Annotated in this window: 17 protein-coding genes; 11 read left to right on the top strand and 6 right to left on the bottom strand. The window is 64.8% G+C overall.

Features of this window, described 5'->3' with window-relative positions:
- Nucleotides 1-15 precede the first annotated feature (15 nt).
- Genes AOQ71_RS31755 through AOQ71_RS31745 form a run of 3 tightly spaced genes read left to right on the top strand, consistent with a single transcriptional unit; the run spans nucleotide 16 to nucleotide 4,141 of the window.
- Nucleotides 16-1,125 (top strand): VOC family protein, encoded by a 1,110-nt coding sequence (locus tag AOQ71_RS31755; protein WP_083514628.1) that lies wholly within the window; start codon nucleotides 16-18, stop codon nucleotides 1,123-1,125.
- A 43-nt stretch (nucleotides 1,126-1,168) separates the two neighbouring features.
- Nucleotides 1,169-3,067: an acyl-CoA synthetase gene (locus AOQ71_RS31750; protein ID WP_057755439.1), complete on the top strand. Its 1,899-nt coding sequence runs from the start codon at nucleotides 1,169-1,171 to the stop codon at nucleotides 3,065-3,067.
- On the top strand, nucleotides 3,068-4,141 hold the full coding sequence (locus tag AOQ71_RS31745; protein ID WP_083514627.1) for an alcohol dehydrogenase catalytic domain-containing protein: 1,074 nt from the start codon (nucleotides 3,068-3,070) through the stop codon (nucleotides 4,139-4,141). It abuts the gene before it with no gap.
- 51 nt (nucleotides 4,142-4,192) lie between these two features.
- Here the strand turns inward: AOQ71_RS31745 and AOQ71_RS31740 are convergent, their stop codons facing one another.
- The gene (locus tag AOQ71_RS31740) at nucleotides 4,193-6,859 is read right to left on the bottom strand and encodes a glycosyltransferase (RefSeq protein ID WP_057755433.1); all 2,667 of its coding nucleotides are present in this window, start codon (nucleotides 6,857-6,859) and stop codon (nucleotides 4,193-4,195) included.
- Between the two features lie 210 nt (nucleotides 6,860-7,069).
- Complete coding sequence (locus AOQ71_RS31735; RefSeq protein ID WP_057755430.1) at nucleotides 7,070-7,666, bottom strand: hypothetical protein; 597 nt, start codon at nucleotides 7,664-7,666, stop codon at nucleotides 7,070-7,072.
- Between the two features lie 329 nt (nucleotides 7,667-7,995).
- On the opposite strand from AOQ71_RS31735, the gene AOQ71_RS31730 reads away from it, so the two are divergent.
- Complete coding sequence (locus tag AOQ71_RS31730) at nucleotides 7,996-9,555, top strand: glycoside hydrolase family 17 protein (protein WP_057755425.1); 1,560 nt, start codon at nucleotides 7,996-7,998, stop codon at nucleotides 9,553-9,555.
- On the opposite strand, the gene AOQ71_RS31725 is transcribed toward AOQ71_RS31730, so the two are convergent.
- Both AOQ71_RS31725 and AOQ71_RS31720 read right to left on the bottom strand, forming a co-directional pair.
- Nucleotides 9,515-9,895 (bottom strand): hypothetical protein, encoded by a 381-nt coding sequence (locus tag AOQ71_RS31725; protein WP_027534560.1) that lies wholly within the window; start codon nucleotides 9,893-9,895, stop codon nucleotides 9,515-9,517. The genes AOQ71_RS31730 and AOQ71_RS31725 overlap by 41 nt on opposite strands.
- Before the next feature lie 393 nt (nucleotides 9,896-10,288).
- Nucleotides 10,289-11,740 carry a hypothetical protein gene (locus AOQ71_RS31720; protein ID WP_057755423.1) on the bottom strand — a complete coding sequence of 484 codons (1,452 nt, stop codon included), beginning with the start codon at nucleotides 11,738-11,740 and terminating at the stop codon, nucleotides 10,289-10,291.
- A 180-nt stretch (nucleotides 11,741-11,920) separates the two neighbouring features.
- On the opposite strand from AOQ71_RS31720, the gene glmU reads away from it, so the two are divergent.
- Nucleotides 11,921-13,276 (top strand): bifunctional UDP-N-acetylglucosamine diphosphorylase/glucosamine-1-phosphate N-acetyltransferase GlmU, encoded by a 1,356-nt coding sequence (glmU, locus tag AOQ71_RS31715; protein WP_057756700.1) that lies wholly within the window; start codon nucleotides 11,921-11,923, stop codon nucleotides 13,274-13,276.
- Nucleotides 13,277-13,282: 6 nt separating this feature from the next.
- Here the strand turns inward: glmU and AOQ71_RS31710 are convergent, their stop codons facing one another.
- Nucleotides 13,283-13,504 (bottom strand): hypothetical protein, encoded by a 222-nt coding sequence (locus AOQ71_RS31710; RefSeq protein ID WP_057755420.1) that lies wholly within the window; start codon nucleotides 13,502-13,504, stop codon nucleotides 13,283-13,285.
- Nucleotides 13,505-13,725: 221 nt separating this feature from the next.
- Here AOQ71_RS31710 and glmS point away from each other — a divergent pair, with 221 nt between their 5' ends.
- The 4 genes from glmS (at nucleotide 13,726) to panE (ending at nucleotide 18,354) form a co-directional block, all read left to right on the top strand.
- Nucleotides 13,726-15,552, top strand: a complete 1,827-nt coding sequence (glmS, locus tag AOQ71_RS31705) for a glutamine--fructose-6-phosphate transaminase (isomerizing) (protein ID WP_057755417.1) — start codon at nucleotides 13,726-13,728, stop codon at nucleotides 15,550-15,552.
- 79 nt (nucleotides 15,553-15,631) lie between these two features.
- Nucleotides 15,632-16,402, top strand: a complete 771-nt coding sequence (locus tag AOQ71_RS31700; RefSeq protein ID WP_057755415.1) for a DUF502 domain-containing protein — start codon at nucleotides 15,632-15,634, stop codon at nucleotides 16,400-16,402.
- Between the two features lie 108 nt (nucleotides 16,403-16,510).
- Nucleotides 16,511-17,365: an NAD(P)-dependent oxidoreductase gene (locus AOQ71_RS31695; protein ID WP_057755413.1), complete on the top strand. Its 855-nt coding sequence runs from the start codon at nucleotides 16,511-16,513 to the stop codon at nucleotides 17,363-17,365.
- 59 nt (nucleotides 17,366-17,424) lie between these two features.
- Nucleotides 17,425-18,354, top strand: a complete 930-nt coding sequence (panE, locus tag AOQ71_RS31690; RefSeq protein ID WP_057755411.1) for a 2-dehydropantoate 2-reductase — start codon at nucleotides 17,425-17,427, stop codon at nucleotides 18,352-18,354.
- On the opposite strand, the gene recG is transcribed toward panE, so the two are convergent.
- On the bottom strand, nucleotides 18,351-20,459 hold the full coding sequence (gene recG / locus AOQ71_RS31685; RefSeq protein WP_057755409.1) for an ATP-dependent DNA helicase RecG: 2,109 nt from the start codon (nucleotides 20,457-20,459) through the stop codon (nucleotides 18,351-18,353). The two genes, panE and recG, sit on opposite strands and share 4 nt — an antisense overlap.
- Before the next feature lie 257 nt (nucleotides 20,460-20,716).
- Between recG and AOQ71_RS31680 the strand changes: the two genes are divergently transcribed.
- Together AOQ71_RS31680 and mfd are read left to right on the top strand one after the other, a co-directional pair.
- A complete protein-coding gene (locus tag AOQ71_RS31680) occupies nucleotides 20,717-21,007 on the top strand; it encodes an FAD assembly factor SdhE (RefSeq protein WP_057755405.1) in 291 nt (96 codons plus the stop codon).
- Entirely contained in the window at nucleotides 21,004-24,522 is a 3,519-nt protein-coding gene (mfd, locus tag AOQ71_RS31675; protein ID WP_057755403.1) for a transcription-repair coupling factor, read from the top strand. The genes AOQ71_RS31680 and mfd overlap by 4 nt, the downstream gene beginning before the upstream one ends.
- Nucleotides 24,523-24,672: the final 150 nt, after the last annotated feature.

The raw sequence follows: 24,672 nt of genomic DNA, 5'->3' as shown, positions 1-24,672 counted from the left end.
GCCAAGGAGGCAAATATGTCTAACGGTGTGCTCAAGAGCGGTCCCGGCGCCATCGCGTTGCCACGAAGTGCGTCGCCTCTCGTCAAGGCCAAGCAGCTTCTCTACGCACATTTCGAGCGCCCCGATCTCGATATGACCGAGCGATACCTCGTCGACTTCGGCCTGGTTCAAGCGATGAGGAGCGAGAACGAGCTGTTCATGCGGGGAACGGGGACGGCGCCCTACATCTACCGCGTCACGCGCGGACGCAATGCGCGCTTCCTTGGCATGGGCCTGTCGGTGCCGAACGCCGAGGACCTCGAGCTGTTGGCCCGCAGATTCGGCAGCCGTGTCGAACGGGCGCCAGGGCCGGGCGGCGGCGCGGTCGTCCACCTGCGCGATCCCGACGGCGTCGCGGTCCACGTTCACCACGGCTTTGTGGAGAGCGAGCCGCTGGTGGTCCGTGCCCAGATCCTGCACAACGCGCCGAGCCTGACCGTTCGCGTCAATGACACGCAGCGACCGAAGTTGGAGCCGCCACAGGTGACCAAGCTCGGGCACCTCGTCCTGGAGACCCCTGATTTCAACCGCAGCGTACGTTGGTACATGGACACATTCGGTTTCATTCCGTCGGATGTGATGTGCCTTGCCGACGGTACGCCGGTGGGATCGTTCACCCGCCTCGACCGAGGAAGCGAGCCGACCGACCATCATACGGTCTTCATTGCCATGGGAATGGAATCCAAGGTCGATCACGTCGCATTTGAGGTCGTCGATCTGGACGCCGTAGAAATGGGCCAGCAAGTGCTGATGGCAAAGCCCTACCGTCACGCCTGGGGCGTGGGCCGCCACCTGCTGGGGAGCCAGATTTTCGACTATTGGCGCGATCCCTGGGGGCAGAAGCACGAGCATTATGCCGACGGGGATCTGTTCGACGCCGCGCAGCCGGCGGGATACCACCTGATGGACCGCGGCGGTCTCTATCAATGGGGACCGGATCTGCCCGATGACTTCATCGATGCCCGCATGACGCCGGCGCGGCTCTGGCGGGTCCTGAAGTTGTCCATCAAGGACAAGGCGCGGGTGAAGCTGCTGTTGGCACTTAAGAACAGCATGGCGCGCCCGGGCCGTCAGTGGCAACGCTGAGCCGCCATCGGCTCCCTCCTCACGACTGCAACGAAGGTGTCCCATGCCGGTGCGAGATCTTGCTGACATTCAGAGAATAGAGGCCGAGCACCTCGCGACGCGGCGCTTGCCACAGACGACCTATGAGGTCTTCAGGGCCGGCGCTCAGCGGTGGCCCGACCGCAAGGCGCTGACCTTCTTTCTGTCCGCAGACGACTATCAGCGCGCCTCGACATGGAGCTATGCAGAGCTGCTGGCGGAAATCACCCGGGCCGCGAACGCGTTTCAGGCTTTTGGCGTCGACACTGACCACCCGGTCGCGTATGTGCTGCCGAACCTGCCGGAAACGCATTTCACGATCTGGGGCGGCGAGGCCGCGGGCGTGGTGCTTGCGGTCAATCCTCTGCTTGAGCCGGACCTGGTCGTCGAGATCCTTCGCGCCGCCAAGGTGCGGGTGCTGGTGACGCTCGCGCCGGCGGCGGGCGCCGAGCTATGGAGCAAGCTTTCGCCTCGTCTTTCGACGCTGTCCGAGCTGCGAGTGGTCGCGCTGGTCGACGCGATGACCTATCGCGAAGGAGGCGTCGGTGCGTCGACGGCCGCCGCCGCCCCGGGCTTGCCGAATGCCGACTTCAAGGTCGTGGATTTCCGCGCGGCGATGCTGGCGCAACCTGCCGATCACCTGGTCGTGCCGCGGACGATCACGGACCATTCGGTCTCGTCCTATTTCTGCACCGGTGGCACGACGGGCGCGCCAAAGATTGCGGTGCGCACGCACGGCAATGAAGTCTTCGATGCCTGGGCCGCGGCGCAAGTGTTCGGCGCGTTCGAAGAGCCGCGGACATATTTTTGCGGCCTGCCGCTGTTTCACGTCAACGCTCAGCTCGTGACCGGTCTGTTGCCATGGATGCAGGGTCAGCATGTGCTCCTTGCAACGCCCGAGGGCTACCGCAGCAAGAACCTGATCGCGCGCTTCTGGGAGATTGCCGCCCATCACCGTATCGCGACGTGTTCCGGCGTGCCGACCGTCTACGCCGCCCTGCTGGAGGTGCCGGTCGGCGACAACGACGTGTCCAGCCTCGAATATGCGATCTGCGGCGCCGCGCCGATGCCGGCCAAGCTGATCGAGTCGTTCGAGGCCAAGACCGGTCTCAAGATCGTTGAGGGCTATGGGCTGACAGAGGGGACTTGCATCTCCTGCCTCAACCCACCGGAGGGCAAGCGCCTCGCCGGATCGATAGGCCTTCGCCTGCCATACCAGCAGATGCGCGTCGTCATCCTCGACGATGTCGGACGCTTTGTCCGAATGGCGGACGTCGACGAGATCGGAACGATCGCCATCAGCGGTCCCAACGTGTTTGTGGGCTATCTCGATCCGCAGCAGAACAAGGACCTTTGGATCGATATCGAGGGAAGGCGCTGGCTCAACACCGGCGACCTCGGACGTCAGGATGACCGGGGATATTTCTGGCTTGCTGGCCGGCGCAAGGAGCTGATCATCCGAGGAGGGCACAACATCGATCCGAAGCTGATCGAGGATGCGCTGTCCAAACACCCCGCGGTCGCGATGGCTGCCGCTGTCGGCAGCCCCGACCCGTATGCGGGCGAGGTCCCAGTCGCCTATGTACAGCTCAAGCCGGGCGTTGTCGTCGAGGACAACGAACTGATGGATTTTGCGGCGGCTCACGTTCCCGAGCGGGCGGCGATCCCCAAGCACGTGAAGATCGTGCCGTCGCTGCCGGTGACCGGGATCGGCAAGGTCTTCAAGCCGGCCCTTCAGCAACGTGAGATCGAGGCTGCTGTTCGCGGCGAGGCACAGAACGTCGGGTCAACCATCATCGGGATGGCTCTCGAAAGTAGCCCCCGAGTGGGAAGGGTGATGCGCGTCCGCGCCGGTGTGGGGGCCGCGGCCCTTCGTGCAAGGCTGGAGCTCTATGCCTTCAAGTTCGAAGTGGTCGATTGGTAAATGGTCGCAACAACTCAAATCATCCCAAGCTGCGAGCCGGCGCCAGCGAGTTCCCGCGCAGTCCTGCTGTGTCTGGGGCCATCGGCGCAGGGCCGCCTGCAAATCCAGCGAGTTCTCCGCCGAAAGCCGAGATCTGATGAGGTCGAGGTCGCGGTGACGGCTGCGTCGGTCAATCCGATCGACGTGCGACGCGCGCAGGGATACGGCCGGCGGCTGCTATCGCTGCTCGGTGCCGGCAAGTTTCCCATGGTGCTCGGTAACGATTTAGCGGGCGTCGTCACGGCCGTTGGAAGCGGGGTCAGCGCCTTCAGGCTTGGCGATCGCGTGTACGGCACGAAACCACCGTCGACTGATGGCACCCATGCGAGCCATGTGCTGGTCAAGGCTGCGCATCTCCTGCCGGCTCCGCCGGAGGGTGACCTTCAGGCGCTCGCAGCGCTTCCCTACAGCTTCGTCACCATGTGGCTTGCCGTCCGTGGTGCCGGACTGACGCCGCAGAACGCTCGCGGAAAAAGCGTGCTCGTCCTCGGGGCCGCCGGCGGCCTTGGGACGCTGGCGCTGCAGATGTTGTCCACCTGGGGAGCCACGGTTGCGGCCATCGCACGGCCGCAGGATTTCCCGGCCTGCCGGGAAGCGGGCGCCCGTGTCGTGATCGACAGCACGGGCAAGCCGTTCGCATCACTCTCGCGAACTTTCGATGCGACGCTTAATTTCGCGTCTTGGGAACTCGATCGGCTGCTGCTCGGCTGCCTTCACGACGGTGCGTTCGGCCATGCCACAACGGTGCATCCGCTCCTCGGCAATTTCGATGAACTCGGCTGGGTACGCGGCGCGCTCAAGACGATGTCCGACAAGCGGAGCCACCGCGCCGCCTTGCCGAAGCGCGTGCAAAACTACCACTGGACAATCTTCAAGCCCGAAGCGGCTGCGTTGAGCGAGCTGGGAAAACTGGTCGAGCGGCGGCGCATCTTTCTCCCGATGGGCCCGCGAGTGCTCCTGACGGACGCTGCACAAGGGTTCGATCACGTTAAGACCGGCAGGCGAGGACGGGTGCTGATCCTGCCGGACTCGTGACGCCCCCCTGGCATGTCTCTTAAGCGTCGGGCCACCGGCCCGATCCGCCCCTCAGTTCGCCTCCCGTCGCACTTCGCTCGGCACGGCCTGCGCGTTGCCGGGCCCCGGCAGGGCGACGGGGCGGAGGCCGATCAGCTCGGCGGTGCGGATCGCGCTGTCGCGCCAGAACTGGAACGAGTTGATGCGGCTGAGCTCGAGGATCGCGATGGCAACCGCGGCCAGGAACGGCAGGCTCTGCAGCACCAGGACTCCGGCGAAGATATAGATTTCGGTGATCTGCCGGAAAGAGTTGGAGGCGATCAGCACGCCGGCGCCGACCAGAAGCAGGACGCCGATCACGGCCTCCCAGAACGCCTGGAACTCGATCGACATCCTGGAGAGGCCACCCTTGGAGGTGCGCGCGAACGCAATGTGTTCGGTGATCAGGCCCTGCGCGACTGCGCGCGACACCGTCCATTGCACGCTCATCGCGGCGATCATGGCGCCCAGCATCTGGCCGGGCTTGATCGCGACGCGGGCGCGATACATCGACAGGAAGTGCGCGAGCGAGACGATGAAGGCGCCGATGATCGGCAGCGTCAGGATCTTGTCGGGAATGGCGATATCGGCGAAGGCGACGATCGGCACCCAGACGAGGTTGAGCAGCGCCACGACCACGCCGAGGCTTTCGGCTCCCAGCCAGTTGAGCCAGCCAAGGCCGTATTCGCGCTTCTGGTCGGGCGTCAGCCGGCTCCGTCCGGGCAGGAACTGCCGCCAGTGCTTCTTCACGATCTGCAGGCCGCCATAGGCCCAGCGGTGACGCTGCTTCTTGAAGGCCTCGTAGGTGTCGGGCAGCAGCCCCTTGCCGTAGCGATAATTGGTGTAGTGGGTGGTCCAGCCGAGCTCCTGGATCGCCAGGCCGAGATCGGAGTCCTCGCAGATCGTGTCGGATGACCAGCCGCCGGCCATGTCCATCGCGGCGCGGCGAATCAGGCACATCGTGCCGTGCACGATGACGGCGTTGAGCTCGTTGCGCTGGACCATGCCGATGTCGAAGAAGCCGGCATATTCGCCGTTCATGATGTAGTGCATGATCGAGAGGTCGCCGTCGCGATGCTCCTGCGGCGCCTGCACCAGGCCCACGCGCGGATCGGCGAAGGCGGGCACGAGGTCCTTGAGCCAGTCGGGCTCGACGACATAGTCGGCATCGAGGATGCCGATGATCTCGGCGTCAACGGCGGTGCGGTCCATGGCGATGCGCAGCGCGCCGGCCTTGAAGCCCTGCACCTTCTCGGCGTTGATGAACTTGAAGCGCTCACCGAGCGCGCGGCAATGATCCTGGATCGGCTGCCAGAACGCCGGGTCCGGCGTGTTGTTGATGATCACGACGCATTCGTAGTTCGGATAGTCGAGCCGCGACAGCGCATCGAGCGTCTGCTTGAGCATCTCGACCGGCTCGTAATACGCAGGGATATGGATCGAGACCTTCGGATAGTAATTCTCCGGCACGTTCTCGATCGCCTTGCCCTTGGTGAGCAGCCGCTGCGGCGCCCGTCCGAAGGCGACGGCCGCGATCTCGTCGATGCGGGCCATCGCGATGAGGACGAGAGGAACGAGGAGAATCATGCCGAGCGTCAGCGCGAAGGCCGAGCCGAAGATGAAATAATGGCCGTTCCAGAATGCGAACACGGTCGCGGCCCAGGCGCCGACGCCGTTGGCCGTGGCCGACAGCAGGAAGGCCTGTTTTGCGGTCGGCTGCTCCAGCCGCAGGATCGGCAACGACATCAGGATGCCGACCAGCAGCGCGATCGTCATCAGCTTCCAATAATCAGGGTTTTCGACCGGGCCGGTCCAGGCGAATTTCGGCTCGCGGCTGGCGTTGAGGATGCCCCAGTACGGACCGACGCCGCCTTCAAAATATTTCCAGGGCTGATCGATCGCTTCGACGATGTTGTATTCCATGCCCATGGCTTCGGCACGGCTGACGAAGTTGCGCAGCGTCAGCGCCTGCTGGAACGGGCCCGGGTCGGCGTTGCGCAAATTGTAGCCCGCGCTCGGCCAGCCGAACTCGGCGATCACGATGCGTTTGCCCGGGAACAAATTGCGTAAAAGGTTGTAGCGGTCGACGGCCTGATCGACCGCCTGGTCCGAACGGAAGTTCTCCCAATAGGGCAGCACGTGCGCGGCTATGAAATCGACGTTGGAGGCAAGGTCGGGATTGTCGCGCCAGATGTTCCAGATCTCGCCGGTGGTGACGGGCACGCGCACCGCGCTCTTCACCTTCTTGATCATCTCGATGAGGTCTTCGACCTTCTGCTCACCGCGGTAGATCACCTCGTTGCCGACGACGACGCCGTTGACGTTGCTGTTCTTGCGCGCGAGCTCGATCGCGGCCTTGATCTCGCGCTCGTTACGGTCAGGGTCCTTGTCGATCCAGGCGCCGACGGTGACCTTGAGGCCGAACTCGGCGGCAATCGGCGGCACCAGCTCCACACCGCCCGTCGACGAATAGAGGCGGATTGCGCGCGTCATCGTCGACAGCGTCTTCAGGTCTGAGCGGATTTTCTCGATGGTCGGAATGTTGTCGATATCAGGATGGGCCGAGCCCTCGAACGGCGCGTAGGAGACGCTCGGCAACAGGCCCTTGAAATCAGGCGCGGGTTCCCGGTCGCGCAGGACTCCCCAGATGCCGGCGTGAAGGACGGACACGAGCAACAGAACGGCGGCGACAACGCGCATCGCGGCTAAACCAATAGGGGCTGAAATGGCAGGGCTGCGGATCCGACCCCGAGATCCGACCGAGTCCGCGGCAAAGGGAGCATACCTCTGCCGCGCGGTTTCTCAACTGTCATGGCCTCATGTCCTTATGAGGGCATGGCCTTTTGGGAGCGGCAGTGCCAACCCCAGCTATCGCCGATCGTTCCTGAACGACAGGTGAAACGATCGCGGCTATTTCTGGGGCGCGGGCGAGGGGCTTGCCGCAGGTGCCGGGCTGGCGGGCGGCTGGGGTGGCTGCGAATTGCCGGTCGTGGGCACCGGAGGCTGGGAGGCTGCAGCCGCCGCCTGCTGCGGCTGGGCGGCTGGATTGATCCAGCAGGCATGGACGCGGCTGTCCAGGGTCTCGGCGACCTTGGGATCGATCTGGGCGCCGAAGCGGGTCAGGCAGCGGAACGCAGCCTGGATGTGGCCGCCGGGGCAGCCGAAGCGATCATAAAGGTCGAGATGGCGGAACGCGGTATCGAGGTCATCCCGCCACATCAGCCGCACCACACGCCGGCCGAGCCAGACGCATTCGGGATTGCCGGCCGGCCCGTTGATGGCCTGGGCGGCCTCGGCGAATTCGTCGGTGCGGCGCTGGTTCTGGGCGGTGGCGTCCTTGGCGGCGTCGGCAGGCTGGGCAGCGGCCTTGCCCTGGTCGGGGGCGGGCGTCCCGCTCTGGGCGGAGGCACCGTCGAGGCCGGCCAGAAGGACAAGGGAGGAAACGGCCAACGAGGCGGCGAACTGCCGCAGGACCGCATTTCGTAACTCGAACACCCGTCGCCGCATGAATTCCCCAATGTCTCAGCCGTCCGCCCGCGGGAGGACCTCGCGGACGCCGGTCGTGATGGCGTCCAAATGGGTCTCCAATGCGGCGGAAAAGTCCCGCGAAATCCATTGGCCTGTATTTGGATTTTTGTCCAGCAAAGTCACGATCCTAGGGAATGGTCGAACCGCCGCAGCCTAATTCGTCGGGGAGAGGGCGCGTGCGGCCCCGGTCCCCCCTTGGCAGACGGCGTGCGAGCGGGTAATCGACGGGCCCTTCGCGGAGGACGGAACAAATTTCACTTCGTACGCCACTGGCGCTCCTGCTCGTCTCACTGGGTGCGATTGCTGCCGTGTGGTGGTGGCTTGCCACGCCGATCACGCTCGCGCGCGCCCCCATCGATCCCAATGACAAGGTCCAATGCGTCTCCTATGCGCCGTTCCGCGGCGAGCAGACGCCGTTGAACGCGTGGACTCAGATCGAGGCCGACCAGATCGAGCAGGATCTGCGCCAGCTCAAGGAGATCACCGACTGCGTCCGCACCTACTCCATTGAAAACGGGCTCGACCAGGTGCCGGCGGTTGCGACCAAGGTCGGCGGGCTGAAGGTGATCCAGGGCATCTGGCTCGGCAGCAACCGTGCCAAGAACTTTGCGCAGGTGGCGACCGCGGTCCGCCTCACCAAGGAATTCCCCGACACCATCTCCGCGCTCGTCGTCGGCAACGAGGTGTTGCTGCGCGGCGAGATGACGACGCAGGATCTCATCGCGATCATCCGCTCGGTGAAGGCCCAGGTCACCGTGCCCGTGACCTATGCCGACGTCTGGGAATACTGGCTGAAGAACCGCGAGGTCTATGACGCCGTCGACTTCGTCACCATTCACATCCTGCCTTACTGGGAGGACATGCCGGTGAAGGCGAAATTCGCCTCGTCTCATGTCGAGGCGATCCGCGAGCGGATGGCGGTGGCGTTCCCTGACAAGGAAATCCTGATCGGTGAAACCGGCTGGCCGAGCGAGGGCCGCATGCGCGAAGGCGCGCTGCCGTCGCGCACCAACCAGGCGCGCGTCGTCTCGGAGATTCTGGCGCTTGCGAAGACGCTGAAGTTTCGCGTCAATCTCATCGAGGCTTATGACCAGCCATGGAAGCGGCGGCTGGAAGGCACCGTCGGCGGCTATTGGGGTCTGCTCGATTCCGTGCGGCGCCAGCTGAAATATCCGCCGGGCGAGCCGATCAGCAATTTCCCCCTCTGGAAATGGTACATGGGGTCAGGCATGGGCCTCAGCGTGCTGGTGTTCGCGGTCGCCCTCATCACGCTGCGGCGCCGGCCCTGGACGCCGCGCTTCTCGGCCTGGCTCGCCGTCGGCATCTCGGCGACATCGGCGGGCATCCTCCTCGGGATCGCCGCTGACAAGATGTATTACGAGAGCTATGGCTGGGGTGGCTGGCTGCAATGGGGCGCGCTGCTGCTCGCCGGCATCCTCTCGCCGATCTTCTGCGCGCAGGCGCTTGTGATCGGTCGCAATCTGCCGAGCTTCCTCGACCTGCTCGGGCCGCGCGAGGGACGCAAATGGTCGAAGCTTTCGGCCGTGCTCGGCCTGACCCTGGCGGTGACGGCGGTGATCGCGGCCGAGACCGCGCTCGGCTTCGTGTTCGATCCGCGCTACCGCGACTTCCCCTATGCCTCGCTGACGATGGCGGTGGTGCCGTTCGCGCTCTTGATGTTGAACCGGCCGCAGATCGGCGCGCGGCCGATCGCGGAAGCGGTGTTCGCGGGGCTATTGGCGGTGTCGGCGGTCTACGTGCTTCTGAACGAAGGCCGCGACAATTGGCAGGCGATGTGGACCTGCGCGATCTATCTCTTGTTCGCGCTCACGCTGTGGCGGGCGCGGGCCGAGCAAAGCCAAGGATGAGCAGGCCGATTGCAAGGCCCGACAGCACGATGTTGTAGAGCACGATGCCGAGGCCGGCTGCGACGACGCCGAGCGTGAGCAGCACGATCGAAGGCCGCATCAGGTTCAGCGTGGCGATCACAAGCGCGACGATGCCGAACACCGAGTTCTTGAACAGCGACGTCGACACCGAGCGCGCCTTGCAGATCATGGTCTGCAGGCCGGCGTCGCATGCGAGCGCGACTTGAGAGAACTCGATCGCGAGATAGCGCACATAGAGCGCCCAGCCGACGGTGACGAACCCGACGACGATGAGAAACTGGACCTGATACGGCGTGAGGCGAAACGGCTTCTTTGTCATGCCGGCAATATGGTCGGGATGGCGGGAGGGAGCAACAGGGGGCGGGCGATTTTTACACCGGGGGCATCCCTCGGGTCGCTGGCTTTTTGCTGCACTCCGCGCCTCGGAACCGTAGCGATACGGATTTGCGAAAGTTTCGACCCGGCCTAACGTTCGTCGTGAACGCGCCGAGCGTGTCTGCTGATTCGATCAGGAGCGGATCACCTCGTTCCAGAGCGCGCTGAGGAGGACGCGAGAGGATTGGTAATGACTGAAGCGTTGCAGATCAATTTTGCGCTGTGGGGCATGATCATCTGTGCGGTGATCAAGATCAGCCAGCTGACGGCCTTTTAGCCGAACGCATCGCTCACGCGACGCTGAGCTCCGGCTCATCAATCAAGCGTCCTGATAGCCCTATCGCCTGAAGAAGGATGATATCGTCGATCCCGCCGACGCCGTCTCCGGTGGCTTGGCTGCGGCCGGCGCTGGTTGCGGCGCGGGCGCCGGCTCCTCGCGCTTTGAGCGTTTGGAGGAGTAGCTGCGGCGATGCTTGTCGGGCTTGGCGGTCGGCGCGGCCGCGGGGGCCGTCTCGGCTTGCGGCACGGAGTCTTGCGCCTTCTCGGAGCTCTTCTCCGATCCCTTGTCCTGGGATTTCTCTTGGGATTTCTCTTGGGATTTGTCTTGGGATTTCTCTTGGGACTTTTCTTGGGATTTGTCCGAGCCTCCGCGCATTGACAGGCGCTGGCCGTCGAACACCGTGGTCTCGCAATGGCGGTCGCTTTCGGCAAGGCCCGCACAGAGCTTTGCCGCGGCGGCGGCGTTGATCAGGGGACCTGCACCGAGGCGGAGCTGCATGCCGAGGCCGTTCGTGCCTTCCTTGATCATGATGATGGGCCGGAGTGCGGCGATCTCGGGGTTGGACTTGCTCAGCCCGCGCCAGAGCCTGCGCAAGCCGTCGACCGAATTCGCACCGCCGAGCTCGATGGCAAAGCGCGTCTGCTGAACTGCGATGGCGGGGACCTCGGCTTCTGTCGCTTCAGCTGGCTTGGCTGCTGCGACTTCGGTCGGAGCTGGCGCCGGCTCGGGCTTCTTGTCGGCGGCCTTCTCGGTTGGCTCCGGCTGGATCAGTTTCGACGCGGCAGGATCCGGCGGTGCCATGATCGACTTCGATGGCAGCAGCGGAAGCATCGGCGCTGCCGATGGCGTTACCGGCGCCTGCTGAACCAGCGAGGCGGCAGCCGCTGTCTGTGGCGACGGGCTCGGCTGATCCTTCGCAGCCTCTTTCGAGCTGTCCTTGCTCGAACTGTCCTTGCTCGCGACGTCCTTGGGCTCCTTGGCGGACGTGACGCGCGGCCTGTCGACCAGCGAGGCGGCCGTCGAGGCAACCGGTGCGACCTCCGGCGCCGGGGCCGGGGGCTGTGCAGGGGCGACGGGAACGTCCTGCGGCTTCGAGGCTGGCGCTGGCTGCGATGTCGCGTTCTGTTTGGCGATGGCGCCTGTGACGGAATCGAGCCCCTGCTCGAGCACCGTGACGCGCGAATAGAGCCGGTCGCGATCGGTGTTCAGCGTCTCGATCGCGGAGGCGAAGCGGCGGGCTTCGAGCTGGATTTGCTTGGTCAGCACCTGAATCTGGTCGGACTGGCGGGCGAGGTCGGCGGAGGCGACCTGGTCGCGCCGCCAGCCGAGCTGGGCCTGGTTGGCCATCACGGCGACCACGACGGCGCCGACCGCGGCGACGCCCCACGAGCCCAGCCGCCACAGCAAACGACGATCGAACGCGCCTTCCTCGGCCAAAAGTCCGGAGAACAGCCCGCCGGTCTCCTTGTCGCCGAAGGCATCCGCCAGTGGGTCGGAATCCCTTGCCATGAACGTTAAGTGCCCAGCCCTGTCTGGCTTCCCCGAATCAATCAAGGAACATTAACAGGAAAACCCACGCGCACTTGAATTCCGGGCGTTTGCGGGGGTAGCAAGGCTGAAAGCCCAGGCGGCTTCGGCGTGCCGCCCGCCGATGTGATGATCGATTCGGCCGTATTTGACAGGATTGCGATGACCATCCGCTCAAGCCTCACGATCGTGCTCGCCGCCGGCGAGGGCACGCGCATGCGATCGAACCTGCCGAAAGTGCTGCATTCCGTCGCTCACCAGTCGTTACTCGCCCATGTGCTTGGCGCCGCTCCGCAGGGAACCGGCACAGCGCTTGCGGTCGTGATCGGCCCCGATCATCAGGCGGTCGCGGACGAGGCCAAGCGTATCCGCCCCGATGCGCTCATCTTCGTGCAGGCCGAGCGGCTCGGCACGGCGCATGCGGTGCTGGCGGCGCGAAAGGCGATTGCGCGCGGCGTGGATGACGTCCTGATCGCCTTCGGTGATACGCCACTGATCTCGGCCGAGACCTTTGCGCGGCTGCGCGCGCCGCTTGCCGGCGGGGCCGCGATCGCCGCGCTCGGCTTCCGCGCCAAGGATCCAACAGGCTACGGACGCTTCATCGTCGAGGGCAATCGCCTGGTGGCGATCCGCGAGCATGCCGATGCCAGCAATGATGAGCGCAAGATCGATCTGTGCAATGCCGGGGTGATGGCGATCGACGGCCGCCGCGCGCTCGCGATCCTCGACAGAATAGGCAATGCGAATTCCAAGGGCGAGTATTATCTACCCGATGCGGTCGGCGTGGCCAACGACAATGGATGGGAGTCCGTCGTGATCGAAACCAGCGAGGACGAAGTGCGCGGCATCAACACCAAGGCCCAGCTTGCGGAAGCGGAGGGCGTGATGCAGACGCGGCTGCGCAAGGCCGCGATGGATGCGGGCGTGACCCTGATCGCCCCCGAAACTGTGTTTCTCGCCGCCGACACCGTGTTCGGCAAGGACGTCACCATCGAGCCGTTCGTGGTGATCGGCCCCGGCGTCTCGATCGCCGACGGCACCGTGATCCATTCCTTCTCGCATATCGTCGAGACCACGCTCGGCAAGAAGGTTTCGGTCGGGCCCTATGCGCGGCTCAGGCCCGGCACGTCGCTCGGCGACGGCGCGCGGATCGGCAATTTCGTGGAGACCAAGGCGGCGACGCTCGAGGCCGGCGTCAAGGTCAACCATCTCTCCTACATTGGCGATGCCACCGTCGGCGCGAATTCCAACATCGGCGCCGGCACCATCACCTGCAACTATGATGGCTTCAAGAAGCACAAGACGGTGATCGGACAGGGCGCCTTCGTCGGCACCAATTCCTCGCTGGTCGCCCCGGTCAAGATCGGCAACGGCGCCTATATCGGCTCGGGTTCTGTGATCACAAAAGATGTGCCTGACGATGCGATGGCGCTCGAGCGCAGCCAGCAGACCATCAGGGAAGGCGGCGCGGCGCGCTATCGCGAGATGAAGAGCGGCGGGAAGAAGGCTGAAAAATAAGATGCGTTATTCGTCGTCTGCGAATTCGGAGAAGATCGCGCGCGTCAGGCGCCAGCCGCGCGGCTTGGCGCGCTTGATCGGCTCGCCTTCAGGATGCTTGATGAAGACAGGCTTGCTTTCCTTGCCGCGCTGGGGCGGCGGCCAATGCGCTAGGTGCGTGCCGGAGGTCTCACTGGCACGAATATACAGCGATGACCGACCTTTGCGGTCGGACGTGGTGGCTTTCATGGCCTGATCTCCTGGGCGGGAATCGTTGGCCAAACTTGTTGACGTCGGGTTAATGCGCGAGGTTAAAAGCTGGTCACATCGATACGGGACCCGGGATTGCCGTCAGCGACGCTTGTCGCAATCGGTCATAATTATTGAGTATCTGGTTCCTTAGGAACTTGGCTAAAAATCGGACGCGTCGTTTAGGCGATTTTTCGACGATTTGGGGGATATTGATCCGCATGTGCGGGATTGTCGGCATTCTCGGGCGCGAGCCGGTTGCGGAGCAATTGGTGGATTCGCTCAAACGTCTCGAATATCGCGGCTACGATTCCGCGGGCGTCGCCACGCTCGAAGGCAAGCACCTCGCGCGCCGCCGCGCCGAGGGCAAGCTGAAGAACCTGGAGAAGCGGCTGGAAGCTGAGCCGCTTCTGGGCACCACCGGCATCGGTCACACCCGCTGGGCCACCCACGGCAAGCCGACCGTCAACAACGCCCATCCGCATGCGACCGATCGCGTCGCGGTCGTGCATAACGGCATCATCGAGAATTTCCGCGAGCTGCGCGAGGAACTCGAGACGAAGGGCACGGTGTTCCACACCGAGACCGACACCGAGATCGTGCTGCACCTCGTCGACGATCTCCTGACGCGCGGCAGCACGCCGGTGGAAGCAGTCAAGCTGACCCTGGCGCGCTTGCGCGGCGCCTTCGCGCTCGGCTTCATCTTCGCCGGCGACGACGACCTCATGATCGGCGCCCGCAACGGGCCGCCGCTGGCGATCGGCTATGGCGACGGCGAGATGTATCTTGGCTCGGATGCGATCGCGCTCGGCCCGTTCACCGACACGATCAGCTATCTCGAGGATGGCGACTGGGTGGTGCTGACCCGCAAGAGCGCCACGATCTTCGACAAGGACGGCAAGGCCGTCGAACGCGACAAGATCAAGCACGCCGCCTCGACCTCGCTGGTCGACAAGGCCAACTACCGCCATTTCATGGCGAAGGAGATCCACGAGCAGCCGGAAGTGGTCGGCCACACGCTGGCGCGCTATGTCGACATGGCGACCGAGCGCGTCTCGCTGCCGGTCAAGCTGCCGTTCGACTTCAAGGATATCCAGCGCATCAACATCACGGCCTGCGGCACCGCGAGCTATGCCGGCATCGTCGCCAAATACTGGTTCGAGCGCTTTGCGCGCCTGCCGGTCGAGGTCGATGTCGCCTCCGAGTTCCGCTACCGCGAAGCGCCGCTGCGCAAGGGCGATCTAGCGATCTTCATCTCGCAATCCGGCGAGACCGCCGACACGTTGGCGGCGCTGCGCTACGCCAAGGCAGAGGGCGCGCACACCATCGGCGTCGTCAACGTGCCGACCTCGACCATCGCGCGCGAGAGCGAGACCGTGCTGCAGACGCTGGCCGGCCCCGAGATCGGCGTCGCCTCGACCAAGGCCTTCACCTGCCAGCTCATGGTGCTGGCAAACCTCGCCATTGCCGCGGGCAAAGCGCGCGGCGTATTGTCCGATGAGGACGAAACCAAGCTCGTTCACGGTCTCGTCGAGATCCCGCGTCTGATGTCGGATGCGCTCACCAATGAGGTTCAGATCGAGAAGCTCGCGCACCGGATCGCAAAATCCCGGGACGTGCTCTATCTCGGTCGGGGCACCAGCTTCCCGCTGGCGCTCGAAGGCGCGCTGAAACTGAAGGAAATCTCCTACATCCACGCCGAAGGCTATGCCGCCGGTGAGCTCAAGCACGGCCCGATCGCGCTGATCGACGAGACCATGCCTGTTGTCGTCATCGCGCCCTACGATCGCGTGTTCGAGAAGACCGTCTCCAACATGCAGGAGGTCGCCGCCCGCGGCGGCAACATCATCCTGATGACGGACGCCAAGGGGGCGGCGGAAGCGACGGTGAATTCGCTCGTCACCATCGTCTTGCCCGACATGGCCGCGGCCTTCACCCCGATGGTCTACGCCGTTCCGGTCCAGCTGCTGGCCTATCATACGGCTGTGGTGATGGGCACCGACGTCGATCAGCCGCGCAACCTCGCGAAATCGGTGACCGTGGAATAGGCAGAAGGGATCACGTCGCACTCTTCCAAAACCTGCTAGAAGCCCCTAGCTTGGACGAAGCGACCGACCTGGAACCCGAATGACCACCCGCGACGACGCGCCTGCGCCACTTGATCCCATTCCGGAACCGCATACCGGCCTGATGGGCCGTTTTCGCAATTATTTCCTGACCGGGCTGATCGTCACCGGTCCGATTGCAATCACGCTGTATCTGGTCTGGTGGTTCGTCACCTGGGTCGACGGCGTGGTGCGACCCTTCGTGCCGCAGGCCTACCGGCCGGAAACCTATCTTCCTTACGGCGTTCCCGGCTGGGGACTGATTGTCGCATTCTTCACGCTGACGCTGGTCGGCTTCCTCGCGGCGAACCTGATCGGCCGCACGCTGGTCGATGTCGGCGAGACTTTCCTCGGCCGGATCCCTGCGGTTCGTGCCATCTATCGCGGCCTGAAGCAGGTGTTCGAGACGCTGTTCTCGGGCAAGGGTTCGAGCTTCCGCAAAGTGGGCCTGGTCGAGTTTCCTTCGCCCGGCATGTGGTCGATCGTGCTGATCTCGCAATCGCCGAACGAAGAGATCTCGCGCAGCCTGCCGGGGCAGGACGAACATGTCTCGGTATTTCTGCCGTGCTCGCCGAACCCGACCACCGGATTCTTCTTCTACGTGCCCAAGAGCAAGATCATCGAGGTCGACCTCACCGCCGAGGATGCCGCAACGCTGATCATGTCCGCCGGCGTGGTGCAGCCCGGCTCGGCAGCGGACCCGAAGAAGGCCGCCGCGCTCGCGGGCATGGCCAATGCCGCGCGCATTGCCAATGCCTCTACGCTCCAGCCTGAGCCTGCGAAGGCGGAGTAGGGCTATTCCCCGGCGGGATGGCCTGCGGTCACGCTGGCGTTCGCGTCCTCTGCTATTGTTCCGGTCGGACCGAGCGCAGCGCTCGGACGTCGAACTGGAGTGCGCCCGATGCCAACGACCATTGCGATCCTCGCCCCCGGTGCCATGGGCAGCGCGGTGGCCCGTCGCCTCAGCGAGAACGGCGCGCGCGTGCTGACGTCTTTGAAGGGACGCAGCGAGGCGACGCTGAAACGCGCGGCGGATGCCGGCATGATCGGCGCCGAGGACGATGCGATCGCGGATGCCGATATCATTCTCTCGATCGTGCCGCCGGGCGAGGCGGAGGCGCTGGCGGAGCGGCTGGCCGCATTGATTGTGAAGCGCCACAAGAAGCCGGTCGTGGTCGACTGCAACGCCGTCAATGTCGACACGGTGAAGCGGATCGAGGAGATCATCGGCTCGGCGCAGGCGCCCTTCGTCGATGGCGGCATCATCGGCTTCCCGCCGCAGCCGGGCGGCAAGAGCCCGGCCTTCTACATGTCCGGCGAACACGCCAGGAATCTCGCCCTGCTCAAGGATTTGGGGCTCGACATCCGCATCGTCGAAGGTCCGGTGGGTGCTGCCTCAGCGCTAAAAATGTCCTATGCTGGCATCGTCAAGGGCCTCGCCGGCATCGGCTCGGCCATGGTGATCGCGGCGACCAAGGCGGGGGCCGCCGATGCACTGCGCGATGAGCTCGCGCTCAGCCAGCCCGCGATCCTGGCCCGGCTCGAGGTCGCACTGCCCGACATGATCCCGAAGGCCTATCGCTGGGTCGCGGAGATGCATGAGATATCGGGGTTCCTCGGGCCCGATCATCCGGCGAGCCAGATCTACGAAGGCTTTGCCAGATGGTTCGAGCATCTGGCCGCCGATGCCAAAGGCGAGGCAGTCGATGCGTCGCTCCTGAAGGCGTTCGCGACCGGTGCTGCAAAGAAGGCCTGATCTTCACTTGTTCGGCGGCCAAAGCTTTGGCCTGCCGGGAACATGGCACAGGAGTTCAGATGAGAGTGCTGGTGATCGGCGCAGGAGCGCTCGGAGGCTATTACGGAGCTTGCCTGGTCCGAGCGGGCGCCGACGTGACCTTTCTGGTGCGGGCCGGGCGCGCCGAGCAATTGCGGCGGGATGGATTGCGGATCAAAAGCCCGCACGGCGACTTTGCCGTGCAGCCGAAGATCCTGATGGCGAACGAGCTCAGCGAGCCCTTCGACGTCGTGCTCCTCGGCGTGAAGGCCTATTCGCTCGACGACGCCATGAGCCAGTTTGCCCCGGCCGTTGGCCCGAGCACGATGATACTGCCGATCCTGAACGGGCTGAAACACATCGACGCCCTGACGGCGCGGTTCGGTGGCGAGCGCGTTCTCGGTGGGCTCGCCAATGTCAGCGCCGGGCTCGATGTGGATGGCCGTGTCGTTCAGTTCATGGCCAATCAGACCATCGTCTTCGGTGAAACCGGGGGTTCGCTGAGTGAGCGCACCCTTGCCCTGGAGAAGCTGTTCCAGGTCCCCGGGATCGACGTACGCGCCAGCGAAGCGATCATGCAGGACATGTGGGAGAAGTTCGTCCAGCTCTCGACGCTCGCCGGCATTACCTGCCTGATGCGCGCCAGCATCGGCGACATCCTGGCTGTCCCGAACGGCGAGCAATCGATCTTCCGCCTGTTCGCGGAATGCTGCACTGTTGCGACCGCCTCGGGTTTCGAGCCGCGCGCCCCGTTCATCGAGTTTGACCGAAAACTGTTCACGACCCTGGACTCGCCGCTCAAGGCTTCGATGCTGCGCGACATCGAGCGCGGCTCGATCACCGAGTCCGAGCATATCCTGGGCGATATGGCCAACCGGGCCCGCAAGCTGAATGTCGACACGCCGCTGCTGGATCTGGCGCGAGCGCACGTGGCGGCCTATGAAGTCGGACGGCGGCGAGCGGTGAGCTAACCCGCCCCGATCAACGGGATCGCCTCGTCCCGTTCATAGAGATACAGCAGGCAGCGCAGCGCTTCGCCGCGCTCGCCCTTCAGTTTCGGATCGGCCTTCATGATGCGCAGCGCCTCGTCTCTGGCCTGCGTGATGAGCTGGCCGTGCACCTCCGAGCGCGCGATGCGGTAGCCGGGCAGGCCGCTCTGGCGGACGCCCAGCACGTCGCCTTCGCCGCGGAGTTTCAGGTCTTCCTCGGCGATGCGAAAGCCGTCGGTGGTCTCACGGATCACTTTCAGCCGCGCCTTCGACATTTCGCCGAGCGGCTCGCTGTAAAGCAAAATGCAGGTCGAGGCCTCCGAGCCGCGGCCGATGCGGCCGCGCAGCTGGTGCAGCTGGGCGAGGCCAAAGCGCTCGGCATTCTCGATCACCATGATGGTGGCGGCCGGCACGTCGACACCAACCTCGACGACGGTGGTCGCGACCAGAAGGCCGATCTCGTGGGCTGCGAACTGGCCCATGACACGATCCTTCTCGGTGCCCTTCATCTGGCCATGAACCAGACCGACACGATCGCCGAAACGCTTTTGCAGGCTGTCGAAACGTTTCGTTGCGTTGGTGAGATGCTCGGTGCCCTCGGCCTCGGATTCCTCGACGAGCGGGCAGATCCAGTAGACCAGCTTACCGGAGTCGAGCGCGCGGCCGACGCCATCCATGACCTCACCGAGCCGGCTCATGGCGACCGCGCGGGTGTCGATCGGCTGGCGGCCGGCGGGTTTTTCGCGGAGCTCGCTGATGTCCATGTCGCCGAAATAGGTGAGGACCAGCGTGCGCGGGATCGGCGTTGCGCTCAGCACGAGAACGTCGACGGCTTCGCCCTTTGACGTCAGCGCCAACCGCTCGCGGACGCCAAAGCGGTGCTGCTCATCGACGATGGCGAGGGCCAGACCATGGAAGACGACGTCGTCCTGGATCAGCGCATGGGTGCCGACGAGCAGGTCGATCTCGCCGTCGGCGAGCTGGGTCATGATCTCGCGCCGCTCCTTGCCTTTTTCGCGGCCGGTGAGGATCGCCACCCGCATGCCGGCGCGCTCGGCCAGCGGCGCAATGGTCTTGATGTGCTGGCGCGCGAGAATTTCCGTCGGGGCCATCAACGCGGCCTGCTTGCCGACCTCGGCAACGGCCGCGGCGGCCAGCAGGGCCACCACCGTCTTGCCCGAGCCGACGTCGCCCTGGAGCAGACGCAGCATGCGCACGGGCTGCTTCAGGTCGTCGGCGATGGCCGCGGCGGCATTGCGCTGGGAAGGTGTCAACGCGTAGGGCAGGGCGTCGATGATCTTGTGGCGCAGATGCCCATCGCCGGCGTTGCGCACGCCGGCAGGCCGCCGCAGCTGCGCGCGGATCAGAGCGAGCGCGAGCTGGCCGGCCAGCAACTCGTCGAAGGCCAGGCGCGACCAGAAGCGCTGATCGGGCAGGATGTCCGTCAACTCGACCGGCTGGTGCACGCGATGGAGCGCTTCGGTCACGGGCGGGAAATTGCAGCGGCGCAGCACATCCGGGCTGATCCATTCCGGCAAGGCCGGAAGCTTCTGCAAGGCCTGCGCAATGGCGCGGCGGAGCGAGCCGAGCGCGAGACCCTCGGTGAGCGGATAGACGGGATCGATCCCGGAGAGTTTTGCGATCGCTTCCTCGTCCAGCACGCGGTCGGGATGGACGATCTGCGGGATGCCGTCATACATCTGCAGCGTGCCGGAGACGTAGCGCTTTTCGCCCACGGGCAGCAGCTTTTCGACATAGCCGGGCTTGGCACGGAAGAACGTCAGCACGACGTCGCCGGTGTCGTCGCTGGCGTAGACGAGATACGGCGCGCGCGCATTGCGCGGCGGAGGCGGGCGGTGACGGTCGACGGTGACCTCCAGCGTCACCATGGTTCCAACGCTGGCGTCGCGGATCTTCGGCCGCGCCCGGCGGTCGATGACCTGGCTCGGCAGATGCAGGAGCAGGTCGACCAGCCGCGGCGTCTCGCTCCGGCTGAGCAGATATTGCAGCAGCTTGTCCTGCTTCGGACCGACGCCGGGCAGGCTGGTCACGGGAGCAAACAGCGGATTGAGCAGGCTGGGGCGCATTCTCGCAACATTCGTCATGCGCGGGCTTGCCGTCTTCGCTAGGGCTTCGCCGGCCCAAGATCGAAAGCCCGGCGAAGCCTTTGGCGGAGCAGCGACCCGCGCATCCATCTTTCAATGACGATGGATTGCCGGGTCAAGCCCGGCAATGACGGTCTCCAAACAATTGCAATAACAAAGGGCTGACACGGCCAGTTCCAATGGCTATATCACCCCGGCCCGGCACGTCCGGGCTTTCGGCGTTTGACTGGATTTGAGACATGACGGGAACGACACGATCGAGCGACGGGCTGGACGATCGCCGCAAGCGGCTTCTGTTCCGCTGCTGGCACCGCGGCACGCGCGAGATGGACCTGATCCTCGGCCGCTTCGCGGATGCCGAGATCGGCAACCTCACGGACGCGGAGCTGACCGAGCTCGAGACCCTGCTCGAGGTCAACGATCCCGATCTCTATGCCGCCATCACCGGTGACAAGCTGCTGCCAGAAGATGTCACCGGCGCGCTGTTCGCCCGCATCAAGGCCTATCCGATCGCGGACGGCAACGTATGAAGCAAGGAATGAAATCACCGGCCGAGCTGCTTACGCCCGGCCGCGCGCTGACGCTTGCCAATGTCGCCGAGGGGGCCGAAGGCCTCATCGTCTCGGATCTGGCGCGCGCCATCGCGGCACGGCCGAAGCAGCCGGCTGTCAGCCTCGCGGTGGTCTGCCGCGACGGCGGGCGGATGCAGCAGCTCGAACGCGCGCTGCAATTCTTCGCGCCCGACCTGCCGGTGCTGACCTTTCCGGCCTGGGACTGCCAGCCTTATGACCGCGTCTCGCCGCACGGCGGCATTCTGGCGCAGCGCCTGACCACGCTGGCCCGGCTCGCCGCGCTCACCGGCAGCGACAAGCCGCTGATCGTGCTGACAACGGTGAACGCCGTCGTGCAGCGCGTGCCTGCGCGCGAGCTGGTTGCGGCGCAGGCGCTGTCGGTTGCGCCCGGCAATGTCGTGCCGATGGACACCATCGTCGCCTGGCTCGAGCACAATGGCTACGTCAGGTCGTCGACCGTGCGTGAGCCCGGCGAATATGCCGTGCGCGGCGGCATCCTCGATCTGTTTCCGGCCGGCCTCGATCAGCCTGTTCGCTTCGACTTTTTCGGCGACAGCCTGGAATCGATCCGGTCCTTCGACGCCGAGACCCAGCGTACGCTGCTCGACATGCGCTCGCTCGATCTGGTGCCGATCTCGGAATTCCAGCTCGTCACCGACACAATTCGTAGATTCCGCATGGGCTATGTCGCCGAATTCGGCGCGCCCGAGCGCGATGATGCGCTGTATGAAGCGGTCAGCGAAGGCCGCCGCCATCCCGGCATGGAGCACTGGCTGCCGCTGTTCCAGGACCGGATGGACACGCTGTTCGACTATCTGCAAGGTGCCGCCGTCGCAATCGAGCCGCAGGCCGAGGACGCCGTCCGCGAGCGCTTCAAGCAGATCCAGGACTATTACGAGGCGCGCCGCGATGCGATGGAGCATCCCGGCGGGGGCGCCATCTACAAGCCGCTGCCACCTGATAGGCTCTATCTGACCGAGGAGGAATGGGGCAAGCGCGAACGCGACATGCCGCTGATCCGGCTGACGGCATTCTCGGTGCCTGCCGACGGCACCAGCGTCGTCGATGCAGGCGCGCGCAAGGGCCGCGATTTTGCACCAGAACGTAACGACTCCAAGGTCAACGTTTTCGAGTCAGTCGTCGCTCATGTCATGGCCTTGCAGGCCCAGCGCAAGAAGGTCGTGATCGCGCTGTGGAGCGAAGGCTCGCGCGACCGCATGACCTCGATGCTGCGCGACCACAAGCTGACCCACACCACCAGCGTCAATTCCTGGCGCACGGTGCAGGCGACGCCGCGCAACGAGACCATGCTCGCCGTGCTTGGCCTGGAGAGCGGCTTCGAGACCGACGAGATCGCCGTCATCAGCGAGCAGGACATTCTGGGCGACCGCCTGGTGCGGCCGCGCAAGGCCAGTCGCAAGCTCGACAATTTCATCTCGGAAGTCACGAGCCTCACCGCCGGCGACATCGTCGTCCACGTCGACCACGGCATTGGCCGCTTCATCGGCCTGCAGACGCTGGATGTCGCCGGCGCGCCGCATGATTGTCTCGAGCTGCATTATGCCGCCGAGACAAAGCTGTTCCTGCCGGTCGAGAACATCGAGCTCTTGTCACGCTACGGCTCCGACCAGACCGATGTCGAGCTCGATCGCCTCGGCGGTTCCGGCTGGCAGACCCGCAAGGCGAAGCTCAAGAACCGCATCCGCGAGATCGCGGGCGAGCTGATCAAGATCGCCGCCGCGCGCCATCTGCACGAGGCGCCGAAGCTGCCGGTGCAGCAGGGCCTCTATGACGAGTTCTGCGCGCGCTTCCCCTATGACGAGACCGAGGACCAGCTTGGCGCCATCGAATCCACCCTCAAGGATCTCGAGCTCGGCCGCCCGATGGACCGGTTGATCTGCGGCGACGTCGGCTTCGGCAAGACCGAGGTCGCCTTGCGCGCGGCGTTCGCCGTCGCGCTCGAAGGCAAGCAGGTCGCGGTCGTGGTGCCGACCACGCTTCTGGCGCGCCAGCACGCAAAAACCTTCACCGAGCGCTTCAAGGGCTTTCCGGTCAACGTGGCGCAGGCCTCGCGCCTGATCCCGACCAAGGAGCTGAACCAGGTCAAGAAGGGCATCGCCGACGGCTCCGTCGACATCGTCGTCGGCACCCATGCGCTGCTCGGCAAGGCGATCAAGTTCCGCGATCTCGGCCTCGTCATCGTCGACGAGGAGCAGCATTTCGGCGTCACCCACAAGGAGCGGCTGAAGGCGCTGCGTTCCGAGGTGCACGTGCTGACGCTGTCGGCAACCCCGATTCCGCGCACGCTGCAGCTGGCGCTCACCGGCGTGCGCGAGCTCTCGATCATCGCTTCGCCGCCGGTCGATCGCCTTGCGGTCCGCACCTTCGTTGCCCCGCACGATCCACTGATGATCCGCGAGGCGCTGCTGCGCGAGCGTTATCGCGGCGGCCAGGCGTTCTACGTGGTGCCGCGCATCGACGATCTCGCCGAGGTGAAGGATTTCCTCGACAAGAACGTGCCGGAGATGAAGGTCGCGGTCGCGCACGGCCAGATGCCGCCCGCCGTGATCGAGGACATCATGACCGCGTTCTACGACGGCAAGTTCGACATCCTGCTCTCGACCACGATCGTCGAATCCGGCCTCGACATTCCCAACGCGAACACGCTGATCGTGCATCGCGCGGACATGTTCGGCCTTGCCCAGCTCTATCAGCTGCGCGGCCGCGTCGGCCGCTCCAAGCTGCGGGCCTATGCGCTGTTCACGCTGCCGTCGCAGCAGAAGATCACCGCGCAGGCCGAGCGCCGCCTCACCGTGCTGCAGTCGCTGGAGACATTGGGCGCCGGCTTCCAGCTCGCTTCGCACGACCTTGATATCCGCGGCGCCGGCAACCTGCTCGGTGAAGAGCAGTCCGGCCACATCAAGGAGGTCGGCTTCGAGCTCTATCAATCGATGCTGGAGGAGGCGATCGTCAACCTCAAGGCCGGCGTGTCCGAGCCCGCCGCCGATCGCTGGTCGCCGACCATCACCATCGGCATGCCCGTGCTCATTCCGGAGGACTATGTCGGCGATCTCTCGGTGCGCCTGTCGCTGTATCGGCGCCTCGCCGATCTCGACAGCGAGGAGGAGATCGAGAACTTTGGCGCTGAAATGCGCGATCGTTTCGGCGTGCTGCCGGACGAGGTGCGCTATCTCTTCAAGGTTGCCGCGATCAAGGCGTTCTGCCGAAACGCCAATGTCGAGAAGATCGATGCCGGCCCGAAGGGCGCCGTCATCACCTTCCGCGACAATTCCTTCGCCTATCCCGATCGCCTGGTGACGTTCATCAAGAGCCACGGCCAGGCCGCCAAGGTACGGCCCGACATGAAGGTGGTGTTCCTGCAGGATTGGGAGACGCCGGAAGAGCGGCTTGCCGGCACGACGGAAATCATGCGGCAATTGGCGCAGCTCGCGACGAGCAAGAAGGCGGCGTAGCGTCCGTATTATTGCGGAGGCGGCGCACCATGATACAGGCTGCGCCGCGCCAAGGCTGAAAACAGTGACATTGGGCCACTTGCGGAATGACGAAGCAGCCGCCAGATTCCGAATTCGCTAACTGAGTCCTGCGTACCGTATCCGTCGATC

It is taken from the genome of Bradyrhizobium manausense, from assembly GCF_001440035.1.
Lineage (GTDB): Bacteria > Pseudomonadota > Alphaproteobacteria > Rhizobiales > Xanthobacteraceae > Bradyrhizobium > Bradyrhizobium manausense.
Note: the sequence above shows the minus strand (reverse complement) of the source record. Positions and strands in the feature narration are given on the sequence as shown.

Coding starts and splice junctions, on each gene's coding strand:
- AOQ71_RS31755 (WP_083514628.1), top strand. CDS start 16: ATGTCTAACGGTGTGCTCAAGAGCGGTCCCGGCGCCATCGCGTTGCCA.
- AOQ71_RS31745 (WP_083514627.1), top strand. CDS start 3,068: ATGGTCGCAACAACTCAAATCATCCCAAGCTGCGAGCCGGCGCCAGCG.
- AOQ71_RS31725 (WP_027534560.1), bottom strand. CDS start 9,895: ATGACAAAGAAGCCGTTTCGCCTCACGCCGTATCAGGTCCAGTTTCTC.
- AOQ71_RS31740 (WP_057755433.1), bottom strand. CDS start 6,859: ATGCGCGTTGTCGCCGCCGTTCTGTTGCTCGTGTCCGTCCTTCACGCC.
- AOQ71_RS31735 (WP_057755430.1), bottom strand. CDS start 7,666: ATGCGGCGACGGGTGTTCGAGTTACGAAATGCGGTCCTGCGGCAGTTC.
- glmU (WP_057756700.1), top strand. CDS start 11,921: ATGACCATCCGCTCAAGCCTCACGATCGTGCTCGCCGCCGGCGAGGGC.
- AOQ71_RS31720 (WP_057755423.1), bottom strand. CDS start 11,740: ATGGCAAGGGATTCCGACCCACTGGCGGATGCCTTCGGCGACAAGGAG.
- mfd (WP_057755403.1), top strand. CDS start 21,004: ATGAAGCAAGGAATGAAATCACCGGCCGAGCTGCTTACGCCCGGCCGC.
- AOQ71_RS31695 (WP_057755413.1), top strand. CDS start 16,511: ATGCCAACGACCATTGCGATCCTCGCCCCCGGTGCCATGGGCAGCGCG.
- AOQ71_RS31750 (WP_057755439.1), top strand. CDS start 1,169: ATGCCGGTGCGAGATCTTGCTGACATTCAGAGAATAGAGGCCGAGCAC.
- panE (WP_057755411.1), top strand. CDS start 17,425: ATGAGAGTGCTGGTGATCGGCGCAGGAGCGCTCGGAGGCTATTACGGA.
- AOQ71_RS31700 (WP_057755415.1), top strand. CDS start 15,632: ATGACCACCCGCGACGACGCGCCTGCGCCACTTGATCCCATTCCGGAA.
- AOQ71_RS31710 (WP_057755420.1), bottom strand. CDS start 13,504: ATGAAAGCCACCACGTCCGACCGCAAAGGTCGGTCATCGCTGTATATT.
- recG (WP_057755409.1), bottom strand. CDS start 20,459: ATGCGCCCCAGCCTGCTCAATCCGCTGTTTGCTCCCGTGACCAGCCTG.
- glmS (WP_057755417.1), top strand. CDS start 13,726: ATGTGCGGGATTGTCGGCATTCTCGGGCGCGAGCCGGTTGCGGAGCAA.
- AOQ71_RS31680 (WP_057755405.1), top strand. CDS start 20,717: ATGACGGGAACGACACGATCGAGCGACGGGCTGGACGATCGCCGCAAG.